Annotated in this window: 9 protein-coding genes; 5 read left to right on the top strand and 4 right to left on the bottom strand. The window is 72.0% G+C overall.

Annotated elements, in window-relative coordinates; all coding sequences use genetic code 11:
- Positions 1-120: 120 nt before the first annotated feature.
- Positions 121-777, bottom strand: coding sequence for a response regulator (locus GNZ18_RS40575; protein WP_214621042.1), 657 nt, complete (start codon positions 775-777; stop codon positions 121-123).
- Between the two features lie 83 nt (positions 778-860).
- Positions 861-5,111, bottom strand: a complete 4,251-nt coding sequence (locus tag GNZ18_RS40570) for a hybrid sensor histidine kinase/response regulator (RefSeq protein ID WP_246251341.1) — start codon at positions 5,109-5,111, stop codon at positions 861-863.
- Positions 5,112-5,421: 310 nt separating this feature from the next.
- On the opposite strand from GNZ18_RS40570, the gene GNZ18_RS40565 reads away from it, so the two are divergent.
- From GNZ18_RS40565 to GNZ18_RS40555, 3 genes are all read left to right on the top strand, one after another.
- Positions 5,422-7,674: a SpoIIE family protein phosphatase gene (locus GNZ18_RS40565; protein WP_156222916.1), complete on the top strand. Its 2,253-nt coding sequence runs from the start codon at positions 5,422-5,424 to the stop codon at positions 7,672-7,674.
- 31 nt (positions 7,675-7,705) lie between these two features.
- Positions 7,706-8,044, top strand: a complete 339-nt coding sequence (locus tag GNZ18_RS40560; protein ID WP_214621044.1) for an STAS domain-containing protein — start codon at positions 7,706-7,708, stop codon at positions 8,042-8,044.
- A 144-nt stretch (positions 8,045-8,188) separates the two neighbouring features.
- Positions 8,189-8,557, top strand: coding sequence for an ATP-binding protein (locus GNZ18_RS40555; protein WP_156222913.1), 369 nt, complete (start codon positions 8,189-8,191; stop codon positions 8,555-8,557).
- Between the two features lie 138 nt (positions 8,558-8,695).
- On the opposite strand, the gene GNZ18_RS40550 is transcribed toward GNZ18_RS40555, so the two are convergent.
- The gene (locus GNZ18_RS40550) at positions 8,696-10,039 is read right to left on the bottom strand and encodes a class II 3-deoxy-7-phosphoheptulonate synthase (protein ID WP_372492406.1); all 1,344 of its coding nucleotides are present in this window, start codon (positions 10,037-10,039) and stop codon (positions 8,696-8,698) included.
- 134 nt (positions 10,040-10,173) lie between these two features.
- Entirely contained in the window at positions 10,174-11,184 is a 1,011-nt protein-coding gene (locus GNZ18_RS40545) for a sigma-70 family RNA polymerase sigma factor (RefSeq protein ID WP_246251340.1), read from the bottom strand.
- A 131-nt stretch (positions 11,185-11,315) separates the two neighbouring features.
- Here GNZ18_RS40545 and trxA point away from each other — a divergent pair, with 131 nt between their 5' ends.
- Together trxA and GNZ18_RS40535 are read left to right on the top strand one after the other, a co-directional pair.
- On the top strand, positions 11,316-11,669 hold the full coding sequence (trxA, locus tag GNZ18_RS40540) for a thioredoxin (protein ID WP_156222911.1): 354 nt from the start codon (positions 11,316-11,318) through the stop codon (positions 11,667-11,669).
- A gap of 199 nt (positions 11,670-11,868) precedes the next feature.
- On the top strand, positions 11,869-12,726 hold the full coding sequence (locus GNZ18_RS40535) for a putative RNA methyltransferase (protein WP_246251339.1): 858 nt from the start codon (positions 11,869-11,871) through the stop codon (positions 12,724-12,726).
- The last annotated feature ends 715 nt before the right edge of the window (positions 12,727-13,441 follow it).

The raw sequence follows: 13,441 nt of genomic DNA, 5'->3' as shown, positions 1-13,441 counted from the left end.
CGTGGTCGTCCAGATGGACATAGAGTGCGGTCAGAAGGGCGTCCAGGTTTGTCTTCACACACTGATCATGGGCGCCCTTCACCATGCCTGCGACCGGTTCAGCAAACCCCCATCAACGATCTAGCCCTCGACGTCGCCTTCGAGCGAGGCGCGCAGGGCGTCCAGGCGGCGGTCGAGCTCGTCGAACTCGCCGCGCAGGCCGGCCGGCACCCGCTTGCCGAGCGTCTCCGCCTGCTCCCGCACCGCCGCGAGGTGCTCCGCCGGGTCCGGTCCGGCCGCCGGGTCCCGCTCGTGCGCGGAGTCGGCCGGGCGCACCTGGAGCAGCGCCGACTGCTCGCGCAGCAGTGCGGCCTGCTCGCGCAGCAGCGTCGTCTGGTCGCGGAGCTGCTTGTTCTTGTTGTGCAGCTCCACGAACACCGACACCTTCGCCCGCAGCACCCACGGGTCGAACGGCTTGGAGATGAAGTCGACCGCCCCCGCCGCGTACCCGCGGAAGGCGTAGTCGGGGTCGCTGTTCACCGCGGTGAGGAAGATGATCGGCAGGTCGCGGGTCTTCTTGCGGCGCTTGATGTCGCGGGCCGTCTCGAACCCGTCCATCCCGGGCATCACGACGTCCAGCAGGATGACGGCGTACTCGTCGGTGAGCAGCGCCTTCAGCGCGTCCTCACCCGACCGCGCCCGGACCAGATCCTGATCGAGCGAGCTGAGGATGGCCTCCAGCGCGATGAGGTTCTCCTCGCGGTCGTCCACGAGCAGGATCTTCGCCTTGTCGTCCACGCGTCGTCTCTCTCCGGTTTCCGGTCGGGCCCGCCGCCGGCCGGGCGGGCGCCCAGAGCGACCCTACCCAGCCCGGCCGCACGTCAGCGGACGATGGAGGGTTGCAGCCAGTTCCGCATGACGTCAAGCAGATGATCGACGTCCACGGGTTTGGGCACGTAGTCCGAGGCGCCGGAGTCCAGGCTCTTCTCCCGGTCCCCCTTCATCACCTTCGCGGTGATCACGATGATCGGCAGCTCGGCGAACTGCGGCATCTCCCGGATCGCCGCCGTGGTCGCGTAGCCGTCCAGGCCGGGCATCATCACGTCCATCAGCACGATCGCGACGTCGGGGTTGCGGTGCAGGACGTCGATTCCGGCCTGCCCGTCCTCGGCGTACAGCACCTCCATCCCGTAGCCCTCCAGGACGCTGGTCAGCGCGAACACGTTGCGGACGTCGTCGTCGACGATCAGCACCTTGCGGCCCGACAGCACCGTGTCGAGGAAGTCGGCGGGCGGCCCCTCCATCAGGCCGCCCACGGCGGCCTCGCCCTCGCCCGGGCGGTCGCCGCCCGGGGAGCGCCGCTCGCCCCCCATCCCGTTCTCGTGCCCGGCCGCCACCACGGCTCCGCCTCCGGCGGCTCCCGCGCCGTCGCCGGCGCCCGCCGCCAGGCCGGGCACGACGCCGGACGCGGCGCCCGGCTCGTCCACCGCCGCCGAGCGGCGCCGCCCGTCGGGCTCGCTGTAGTGGGCCGGCAGGTACAGCGTGAACACGCTGCCGCGCCCCGGCTCGCTCTCGGCGTGGATCTCCCCGCCGAGCAGCCGCGCGATGTTCCGGCTGATCGACAGGCCGAGGCCGGTGCCGCCGTAGCGGCGGCTGGTCGTCCCGTCGCCCTGCTGGAACGGCTCGAAGATCTCCTGGAGCTTGTCGGCGCTGACCCCGATCCCGGTGTCGATCACCCGGAAGGCGATCACGTCGGGGGTGTTCCACAGGGCGGGCAGCGTGAAGTCGATGTCGCCGGCCCGCTCGATCAGCAGCCGCACCTCGCCCTCGGCGGTGAACTTCACCGCGTTGGACAGCAGGTTGCGCAGCACCTGCTGGAGCCGCTGCTCGTCGGTGTTCAGGATCGGCGGGACGTCGGCGGCGACCTCCACCCCGAAGTGCAGGCCCTTGTCGACCGACAGCGGCCGGAACGTCGCCTCCACGTAGTCGACCAGCGCCGACACCGACAGCCGCTGCGGGTGCACCTCCATCTTGCCCGCCTCGACCTTGGCCAGGTCCAGGATGTCGTTGATCAGCTCCAGCAGGTCGGTGCCGGAGTCGTGGATGGTCTGGGAGAACTCCACCTGCTTGTCGGTGAGGTTGCCGCCCTGGTTCTCCGACAGCAGCTTGGCCAGCACGAGCAGGCTGTTCAGCGGCGTCCGCAGCTCGTGCGACATGTTCGCCAGGAACTCCGACTTGTACCGCGAGGAGATCGCGAGCTGCTCGGCGCGCTCCTCCAGCGTCCGCCTGGCCTGCTCGATCTGGAAGTTCTGGATCTCGATCGCGCGGTTCTGCTGGGCCAGCAGCGCCGCCTTCTCCTCCAGCTCGGTGTTGGAGTGGCGAAGCTCACCCTGCTGGCGCTGCAGCTCGTCCGAGCGCTCCTGCAGCTCCTGCGCGAGCCGCTGCGACTCGTCCAGCAGCGCCTCGGTGCGGGTGTTGGCGCGGATCGCGTTCAGCGTGACCCCGATCGTCTCGATCAGCTGGCTGAAGAAGGCCAGGTGGACGTCGGTGAACCGGCCGAAGGAGGCCAGCTCGATCGCGCCGAGCACCGCGTCCTCGAACACGATCGGCAGCACGATGATGTTGACCGGGGACGCCTCGCCCAGCCCCGAGCCGATCTTGACGTAGTCGGCGGGGGCGTCGGCGATCAGCAGCGTCCGGCGCTCCTGCGCGGCCTGCCCGACCAGGCCCTCGCCCAGCGCGAACCGGACGGCGCCCGTCCGGCCCCGCCGCGTCCCGTACCCGGCGATCAGCACCAGCTCGGTCTCCTCGCCGGTGTTCTCGGCCAGGTAGAACGCGCCGTACTGGGCGCTCGCGGTCGGGGTCAGCTCCCGCATGATCAGCTCGGCGACCTGGAGGAGGTCGCGGTGGCCCTGCATGAGGCCGCCGATCCGCGCCAGGTTGGTCTTGAGCCAGTCCTGCTCCTCGTTGGCGCGGGTCGTCTCGCGCAGGGTCGCGACCATCAGGTTCACGTTGTCCGACAGCTCGGCGACCTCGCCGCGCGCCTCCACCGTGATCGTCCGGGTCAGGTCGCCGGTGGCGACCGCGCTCGCCACCTCGCCGATCGCGCGGACCTGCGTGGTCAGGTTCCCGGCCAGCTCGTTGACGCTCTCGGTCAGCCGCTTCCAGGTGCCCGACACGCCCTCGACCTCGGCCTGCCCGCCGAGCCGCCCCTCGCTGCCGACCTCGCGGGCCACGCGGGTGACCTCCGAGGCGAACGAGGACAGCGTGTCGACCATCTTGTTCAGCGTCGTCTTCAGCTCCAGGATCTCGCCCTGGGCGTTCACGTCGATGCGGCGGGTCAGGTCGCCGTGCGCGACCGCCGTCGCGACCTGCGCGATGTTGCGGACCTGGTAGGTCAGGTTCGACGCCATGCCGTTGACGTTGTCGGTCAGGTCTTTCCACATGCCGCCCGCGCCGGGCACGATCGCCTGGCCGCCGAGGCGCCCCTCGGTGCCGACCTCGCGGGCGACGCGGCTGACCTCGTCCGCGAACGCCGACAGCGTGTCGACCATCGTGTTAAGGGTGTCCTTGAGCTGGAGGATCTCGCCCTGCGCGTCCACCTCGATCTTGCGGGTGAGGTCGCCCTGCGCCACCGCCGTCGTCACGGTCGCGATGCCGCGGACCTGCGTGGTCAGGTTGTTGGCCATCGAGTTCACGTTGTTGGTGAGGTCCTTCCAGACCCCGCTGACCCCCGCCACCCGCGCCTGGCCGCCGAGCCGGCCCTCGGTGCCGACCTCGCGGGCCACGCGGGTGACCTCGTCGGCGAACCCCGACAGCGTGTCCACCATCGTGTTCACGGTGTCCTTGAGCTGGAGGATCTCGCCCTGCGCGTCCACCGTGATCTTCTTGGTCAGGTCGCCCTGCGCGACCGCGGTGGTGACCTGCGCGATGTTGCGGACCTGGTAGGTCAGGTTCGACGCCATCCCGTTGACGTTGTTGGTCAGGTCCTTCCAGACGCCGCTGCCGCCCGGCACGCGCGCCTGGCCGCCGAGCCGGCCCTCGGTGCCGACCTCGCGGGCGACGCGGGTGACCTCGTCGGCGAACGCCGACAGCGTGTCCACCATCTGGTTCACGGTCAGCTTGAGCTGGAGGATCTCGCCCTGCGCGTCCACTGTGATCTTCTTGCCGAGGTCGCCCTCCGCCACCGCCGTGGTGACCTGGGCGATGTTGCGGACCTGGTAGGTCAGGTTGTTCGCCATCGCGTTGACGTTGTCGGTGAGGTTCTTCCACACACCGCTGACGCCCCGCACGTTCGCCTGGCCGCCGAGCTGGCCCTCCGTGCCGACCTCGCGCGCCACCCGCGTCACCTCGTCGGCGAACGCCGATAGCTGGTCGACCATCGTGTTCACGGTGAGCTTGAGCTCCTGCAGCTCACCCGACGCCTCGACGGTGACCTTGCGGGTCAGGTCGCCCTTCGCGACCGCCGTGGTGACCTCCGCGATGTCGCGGACCTGCGCGGTCAGCCGGTTCGCCATCGCGTTCACCGACGCCGTCACGTCCCGCCAGCGGCCCGTCATCCCGCGCGAGGGGGCCTGCCCGCCGAGCCGCCCCTCGGTGCCGACCTCCCGCGCGAACTGGGTGACCTCCCAGGTGAACTGGTCGAGCAGCTCGACCATCCCGTTCACCGACCTGGCCATGCGCAGCAGCTCCCCGCGCATCGGACGGCCCCGGACCCGCAGCTCCACCCGCTGGGACAGGTCGCCCTTCGCGACGGCCTCCACCACCTGGTGCATCCCGGTGGCGAGGTCGGTCAGCTTCCCGATGATCGCGTTGGAGTCCTCGACGGCCGCCGCCCACGACCCCTTCAGCGTCCCAGGGGTCAGGCGGCCGTGCAGGTGCCCCTCCCGGCCGATCTCGCGCCGGACGCGGCTCAGCCCCGAGGTCAGCTCCTGGCCGTTCTGCCTGATCTCCTCCAGGATGCCCGCGGCCTCCGCCACGGCGCCCTCGCCCGGCACGTCCAGCTCCTGCGCGATCTTCCCGTCGCGGACGGCGGCGAGCGCCTTCAGCAGCGGTTCGAGGTCGGCGTCGCTGTAACGCGGAGTCCTGTCACGAGACCCGCCGGGGCGGGCACGGGACGCGGTACGCGGCATGCTCTTCATCCTCCTGGCCCGCGATCGTCGTGTTACCCGGATACCACGGATTCCTTCAGCGGGCCGCATCTGTACTCTACGTCCCCGAGCAGCCTGGAACCGGTTCCGCGCGAGCCCGGGTAAAGGTACGGTAACGGCCTGGGATCCGCGCCCGTAGTCTTCGTGTTACGGTCTGTCGTGTTGTGCGAGGGGCCGGTCGACCGAGGTCACGCGCGCGGCGCGGCCCAGATCACGGCTCTCCTGGCCGGGCGGTCGACCAGTCTGTCACGATAGCCACGCCCGGTAGAGACGCATCGAACGAGGGACGACATTGGATCGGCAGACGGCGTCGGCCACCTTCCCGTCCGCCGCCGCGGCGGTGGCGGACGCGCGCCGCTTCGTCCGGAAGGTGCTCGCCGACTGGGGCATGGAGGAGGCCGTCGACGACGCGGTCCTCGCGACCAGCGAGCTGGCGACCAACGCGATCGCCTACGCCGGGACTTCCTTCGAGGTGACCTGCCGCCTGGAGGACGGCGAGATCAAGGTCGAGGTCCGCGACCGGCACCCCACCCGCGGTATCGAGATGCCGGGCGTCACCGCCTCCAGCGGGCGCGGCCTGCCCTCCATCGCCCGGCTCGCCTCGTCCTGGGGCGTCTCCTACGACCGCCGCACCAAGGGCGTGTGGTTCACCCTGCCGCGTCCGGGCGCGGCCAACGGCTCGGGGCCCGCGCGGCCGTTCGGCGGGGAGAACCTCGGCCGCGGCCCCGGCGACGACAACGGGACGTCCGCCCGCGAGGCCGCCGCGGTCCGCGACACCCATCCGGCGCTGGAGCAGGGCGGCGCGTCCGGCGGCCCCTCCGCCCCGGCGCGCGACCCCCGGCTGAGCGGCGACGCGGTCGGCGAAGGGCCCGCCGCGGGCGACCGGCTGCTGCGCTCGCCCGCCGCCGTCGAGGCGCTGGAGGACGGCGTCGCCACCGTCCGGGAGGTCCTGGCGGCCGAGGGCGCCGCCGTCCTGCTCACCGAGCGCGACGGACGGCTGATCATGGGCGCGTCCGCCGGCACCGCCGCCGAGATCCCGCTCGGCGAGCTGTCGGTGCCCGCGCTCGGCCCCGACGCCCGCGCCGGATCGCCCTGGGTCGCCGCCGACTCCTCCGACCCCACCGCCGTGGCCCTGCGCGCCAGGTCGCTCGCCGCCGCGCCGCTGGAGTCCGGCGGCCGCCTCACCGGTCTCCTCGTCGCCGTCTCCTCGGTCTCGGGGCGGTTCGCGGAGGCCGACGGCGCCCGGCTCGGACGGCTCGCCGACGAGATGTCGCTGTCGCTGGAGAAGGCCAGGGTCGGCGAACTGGAACGGTCCTGGCGCGGCTGGCTCAGCTTCGTCGCCGAAGCCAGCGACCTGCTCGCCGGCACCCTCGACCAGGAGCGGACGATGGCGCTGGTCGCCCAGCTCGTCGTCCCGCGCCTGGCGACCTGGTGCGCCGTCTACAACACCGACGGCTCCGAGCCGGCCAAGCTCGCCTACGTCTGGCACGCTGACGAGACCCGCGCCGACGGCCTGCGCGAGCTGCTCGACCACGCGGGCGCCACCCCGCCGGTCGACGTCTCCTCGCCCTGGAGCGGCCTCGCCACCGCCCCCGAGGAGGTCCGCGCCGCCGCCGGGGCCACCGCCGACGACCAGGTCTACGCCTTCCCGCTCGTCGCCCGGGGCCGGCGCATCGGCACGATCGTCATCGGCCGCCCGTCCGGTGACCGGTTCCCCCGCAGCGCGATCGAGCTGGCCGAGGAGCTGAGCCGCCGCGCCGCCCTCGCCGTCGACAACGCCCGGCTGTTCTCCGCCCAGACCGCCATGAGCAGCGCCCTGCAGCGCAGCCTCCTGCCGCCCGCCATCCCCGAGATCCCCGGCCTGGAGGTCGCCGTCGTCTACGAGCCGGCGGGGGAGGGCAGCGAGGTCGGCGGCGACTTCTACGACGTGTTCGAGAGCGGGCCGCGCCCCGGCGGGCCCGCCGCGCACTGGCGCTTCGCCATCGGCGACGTCTGCGGCACCGGCCCCGAGGCCGCCGCCGTCACCGGCCTCGCCCGGCACGCGCTGCGGATCCTCGCCGCCGAGGACCTGTCCGTTCCCGCCGTCCTCGCCCGCCTCAACCGGCTGATCCTCGGCGAGGGCGAGCGCGGGCGGCTGCTCACCCTGCTGCACGGCGAGATCACCGCCCGGCGGCGGCGCGACGGCGTGACGATCAGGCTGACCAGCGCCGGCCACCCGCCGCCGCTGGTCCTGGACCCGGCCGGCGGCGTCCGCGAGGTCGCCACCCCCCAGCCGCTGCTCGGTGTGTTCGACGGCGTGGAGTTCCACACCGACACCGTCGAGCTGCGCCGGGGCGAGGTGCTGCTGTGCGTCACCGACGGCGTCACCGAGCGGCGCTCGGGCACCCGCCTCCTCGGTGACGGCCGCGGCCTGGAGCGGCTGCTGGCCGGGTGCACGGGGCTGAGTGCGGGCGCGGTCGCCGCCCGGATCCAGCGAGCGGTACGCGACTTCGGGCCCGAGCCGTCGAACGACGACGTTGCCCTCATCGTTCTACGGGCGTCATGATGAAGACCTACAATCGGTAAGGTGGGGTGGCGTGGGGCTTGCCTTGCACACGACGCGACAGGACGGCCGCGCGACGATCGCCGCGCGCGGCTCCATCGACCTGCATTCCTCCGACGAGCTGCGGTCGCGGCTGACCGAACTCGTCGACGCGGGGGAGCGGGTGGTCGTCGTCGACCTCACGGCGGTCGACTTCTGCGACTCCTCGGGTCTGAACGTTCTGGTCCGTGCCTACAAACACGCACGCGCGCAGAACGCCGCGCTCACCGTCACCGGCGCCTACGGCCGGGTGGAGAACGTCCTGCGGACCACCGGCCTCGACCGGTTCCTCATCGCCGGCCCGGCGGAGGAGGCACCGGCCGATGGACGGTGACGGGCACGCGGGCGGGCACGCGGGCGGGCGCTCGCGCGTTCACAAGGGCACAGGCGCCCGCGGGGCCTCTCCCGCGGGCCGCGGCGGTGACCGGAAGGGGCGGGACACGATGAAGAACGGCGAGCGGGCGGAGTGACCGACCCGATGACCGAGACCACCCTGCGCGCGGCGCCCCAGACCGAGGCGGTCGAGTACGCGCGCCGACTCGCCGCCCGCACGATGCGCACCTGGGCCCTGATGGAGCGCGAGGAACTCGTCACCGCGATCGTCGCCGAGCTCGTCGCCAACGCCGTCCGGCACGCGGGCACGGCGCTGGAGCTGCGGCTGCTGCGCGGCACCGGCCGGGTCCGCGTCGAGGTCCGCGACCGCGCCGCGCAACTGCCCCGGCTGACCGTCCCCGGCCCCCTGGACGAGTCGCACCGCGGCCTGTTCATCGTCGACCGCTTCGCGACCTCCTGGGGCGCCGACCCCGTGACCGGTGGCAAGGTCGTCTGGGCCGAGGTCAACATCTGACCCGCCTCCGGCGCTGGACCGCGCCCTGCCCGGTGGCGGCCACGCGGCCGCACCGGGCGATCTCCCAGGACGGACGAGGCCCCGCGCACCGGATCGATGCGCGGGGCCCTTCGCGATCTCGCGTGGTCCGGACGGCGGTCAGGACGACTTGCGGTACAGCTCCGCGACCATGAACGCCAGGTCCAGCGACTGACCGCGGTTGAGCCGGGGGTCGCAGGCCGTCTCGTAGCGCTGGTGGAGGTCGCCCTCGACGAGCCCCTGGCCGCCGCCCACGCACTCGGTGACGTCGTCGCCGGTGAACTCGATGTGGATGCCGCCCGGGTGCGTCCCGAGGGCGCGGTGCACCTCGAAGAACCCGGCCAGCTCGTCCAGCACGTCGTCCAGCCGCCGGGTCTTGTGCCCGCTCGGCGCCTCGAAGGTGTTGCCGTGCATCGGGTCGCAGATCCACGCGACGGGCGCGCCGCTCTGGTGCACCTTCTCGATCAGCGCCGGCAGCGCGTCCCGGACCTTGCCCGCGCCCATGCGGGTGATGAACGTCAGCCGGCCCGGCTCGCCCTCCGGGTTGAGCCGGTCGATCAGCGCGAGCGCGTCGTCGGCCGTCGTCGTCGGCCCCAGCTTCACCCCGATCGGGTTGCGGATGTGCCGCAGGAACTCCACGTGCGCCCCGTCGAGCTGCCGGGTGCGCTCACCGAGCCACAGGAAGTGCGCCGACACGTCGTAGGGGAGGCCGCTGAGGTGGTCGACGCGGGTCAGCGCCCGCTCGTATTCCAGCAGCAGCGCCTCGTGGCTGGAGTAGAACTCCACCCCGTGGAACTCCTCGGGGTTCACCCCGCACGCCTTCATGAACGTCAGCGCCCGGTCGATCTCGCCCGCGACCCGCTCGTAGCGGCGGCCCGCCGGGCTCTGCGCCACGAAGTCCTGGTTCCAGGCGTGCACCTGCCGCAGGTCGGCGTAGCCGCCCTTGGTGAACGCCCGGCACAGGTTCAGCGTCACCGCCGAGCAGTGGTAGGCCTTCAACAGCCGGTGCGGGTCGTTGCGGCGGGACTCGGCGTCGAACCCGAGGCCGTTCACCGCGTCGCCCCGGTAGGCGGGAAGCTCCACGCCGTCGCGCACCTCGACGGGCTTGGAGCGCGGCTTGGCGTACTGCCCCGCCATCCGTCCGATCTTCACGACCGGCACGCTGGCGGCGTAGGTGAGCACGACCGCCATTTGCAGCAGGGTCTTCAACTTGTTCTTCACCGCGTCGGCGTTCGAGCCGTCGAACGTCTCCGCGCAGTCACCGCCCTGGAGGACGAACGCCTCGCCGCGCGCCACGTCGGCGAGCTGGGCCTTGAGCTGGTCGCACTCGCCGGCGAAGACGAGCGGGGGCTGCGCGGCGAGCTCGGCGGCGACCGCGCGAACCTCGTCCGGATCGTCCCAGTCGGGTTGCTGGAGGGCGGGGAGGCCGCGCCAGGCGTCGAGGTCTGCGGGGCCGCTGGAGATACTCACGCGAAAAGGCTATGACACGCCGCGCGCTACGGCACCAGGCGCCGGGCCGGAACCGGCCGGGCGGCCCCGGCACGGAGACGTCCCGGGGCCGCGGGGCGCACGGCCCCGCACCGTCAGGCCGCCGGTGTTCAGGCGGCCTGGCTCCGGGCCCCGGCCCGGACGGGCTCGCCCTGCCCCGACGCCGCGCCCGCGAGCGTCCTGCGGCCGCTCAGCTCCGCCTCGCCCGCGAGCTGGCGCAGGCGGCGCAGCGAGCGGTCGGTGATCTGCCGGACGCGGTTGTGGCTCAGCCCGTAGCGGGCGCCGATCTGGGCGTACGACAGCGGCTGCCCGCTGTCCATGCCGAACCGGGCGCGCAGGATCGCCGACTCGCGCTCGGGCAGGCGCTCCAGCAGCCGGGCGAGGCCCTCGATGTCGTCCAGCGCGAGGATCTCCGCCTCCGGCGTGACCGCGTCGGGATCCTCCAGCAGGTCGCCCATCGGCGTCTCGCCCGCGTCGTCGACGGTCGCGTCGAGGCTCGCGGGGTCGCGGCGCCAGCGCAGCAGCTCATCGACGTGCTCCGCGTCCGCGCCCAGCGACACCGCCAGCTCCTCGCGGGTCGGTTCGCGGCCGAGGTCGCGGCCGAGCTGCCGCTCCGCGCGGCGCAGCCGGGACAACTCCTCCTCGACGTGGACGGGCAGCCGGATCGTGCGGGCCGTGTGACTCAGCCCACGCCCGATCGCCTGCCTGATCCACCATGTCGCGTACGTGGAGAACTTGAAGCCGCGGCGGTAGTCGAACTTCTCCACCGCGCGCATCAGCCCCAGGTTCCCCTCCTGGATGAGGTCGATGAGGGGCAACGAGTCGGTCGGGTACTTGCGGGCGATCGAGACCACGAGCCGGAGGTTGGCCTCGACGAAGCGCTGCTTGGCGCGCAGCCCCGCCGCGGTCAGCTCCTCCAACTCCTCGCGGGTCGCGCCCTCGGGCACGGTCCCCTCGTCGAGGAGTTGCTCGGCGTACAGGCCCCCTTCGATCGCCTTCGCCAGATCGACCTCCTCCTGCGCGTCGAGCAGGGGGGTGCGGCCGATCCGGTCGAGGTACGCTCCGACAAGGTCCTTGTCGGGCACGTCGACCCTGTCGCCCTTGGTACGGGTTGCAGCCATCCTGACCCTTCTCCGGTGCGATCTCCCTAAGGGGACAACGCTAATTACCGCTCTGTGATTCCCGGGTGGGGAATACTGCGGGGCTGTTAGCCGCTCTACCGTCCTGATACCCCGACTGAGGAGAAACCGACATGACGACCGTCACGCTCACCACCGAGAACTTCGACGAGGTGGCGCAAGGGGACGGCATCGTCCTGGTCGACTTCTGGGCCGACTGGTGCGGACCCTGCAAGCGGTTCGCGCCGGTGTTCGAGAAGTCGGCGGGCAAGCACGAGGACATCACCTTCGCCAAGGTCGACACCGAGGCCCAGCCGGAGCTGTCCGAGCGGTTCGGCATCAGCTCGATCCCGACCCTGATGGCGATCCGCGACGGCGTGATCGTCTTCGCCGAGCCGGGCGCGCTGCCCGAGCCGGTGCTGGAGAACGTGATCGAGCAGGTCCGCGGCCTCGACATGGAGGACGTCCGGCGGCGTGTGGAGTCCTGAACCCCTGGGCTAGGGCCGGGTCCTCAATCCTTGCCCTACGCCCCTCGCGCGGACGCTGGCCGGTTCCGGCCGGGGCGTTCGCGTTTCGCGTGCCGGTCCACGCCGCCCGCACCCTGGGTTGCGGGTATGGGACGCCCAGCCGTCCGCCGAGCGGCACGATGGCAAAGATGCGGGCCACCCCGCCCGTTCCGCGCCGTCCATGGACGATGATGGAGCGATGCTCGCCGATGTCGTCCAATACCTGGTGTGCCCCGTGTGCGGAGCGGACCTCGCGATGGCGGACCGCGGACTGCGCTGCCCGGCCGGGCACGCCTTCGACATCGCGCGGCAGGGATACGCGAACCTGCTGCCCGGCAACGCCCGCCCCGGCACGGCGGACACCCCCGAGATGGTCCGCGCCCGTGACGAGTTCCTCACCGCCGGGCACTTCACCGCTCCCGCCGAACGCCTCGCCAGAAGCGTCGCCCGCAGCCTGGACGGCGCGTCCCTCGTCCTGGACGCCGGCGCCGGGACGGGCCATTACCTCGGCCGCGTTCTGGACCGGTCCCCGCACGCGCTCGGCCTCGCGCTCGACATCTCCAAGCACGCCGCCCGCCGCGCCGCCAGGGCGCACCGGCGCGCCGGGGCCGTCGTCGCCGACCTGTGGCGGCCGCTTCCCGTGCGGGACGGCGCGGCCGGAACCGTCCTGAACGTCTTCGCGCCACGCAACGCCGCCGAGTTCCACCGCGTCCTGCACGAGGACGGGCTGCTCTTCACCGTCACGCCGTCGTCCGCCCACCTCGGCCCGCTCGTGGAGGCACTCGGCCTCGTCACGATCGACGAACGCAAGACCGAGCGCACCGACGCGGCACTCGCCGGCTACTTCAAGCTGGACACCCGGCAGAACATCGAGACCGAGGCGCTCCTGTCCCACCCCGAGGTCGCCACGCTCGTCGCCATGGGCCCCAGCGCCCACCACGTCCCGGCGGAGCAGCTCTGGCCAAGGCTGGAACGGCTACCGGATCCGGTGCCGGTGCCGCTGTCCTTCGTCCTGTCGGTCTACCGGCGGCTGGAGTAGCCGCCGACGGACTGTGACGGGTGCCACGCCCAGGGAGAAGCACGAGGTCACAGGGACGGCGCGCTCCGCTCGCGGTGAACGGGAAGAAACCCTGGCCGATCTCGGTTTGACGATGGTGCCGGGCGACCCTAATGTTCCACCTGCCCCAAGGGGATGCGGGACGCCGGAAGGCGGTCGGCCCCGGGGAACGAGACCTGAGAAAAGCGGTTCGAGCCTCGCTCGGACTGAGGTACGATGGTCTGGTTGGCCCGGAACGGGATGCAGGACGCCGCAAGGTGGCCGGCCCGATGGGCACTCTCACTCGAAGCGATCATGACGGGTCTTCGGCTCGTCGTCGTCCGTGCGAGTGAATCCGGATGATCCTCCGCTCGTCGAAAAGATCTTCATCGGTCTTCTTGACAGCGGCGGCGAATCAGGTAAGTTAGAGAGGTTGCCCCGGAGCGGGGCTCGCGGAAGCGGGTTCGGCGCGGTGGGTGTCCGTTTCTTAAGAACTCAACAGCGTGTTAAAAGCCAGTGCCTTTATCGGCCCGGCCGTGATGCGGTCGGGTCGCCCCGTGGCCCTGTTCGTCCTTCTTCGGGAGGGTGGTCGGGGTCGGGGATTTCTTTGAGGCAATGCACCGGCCTCTTTCGGGGGGTTGGTGTTTGCTGGGATTTTCTTCTGAGGTTTGGCTGCTCGGGGTTCGCCCCCTGGGTGGTCGTGTGGCCTTGATGGAGA

The organism is Actinomadura litoris (assembly GCF_009733595.1).
Taxonomy (GTDB): domain Bacteria; phylum Actinomycetota; class Actinomycetes; order Streptosporangiales; family Streptosporangiaceae; genus Spirillospora; species Spirillospora litoris.
Note: the sequence above shows the minus strand (reverse complement) of the source record. Positions and strands in the feature narration are given on the sequence as shown.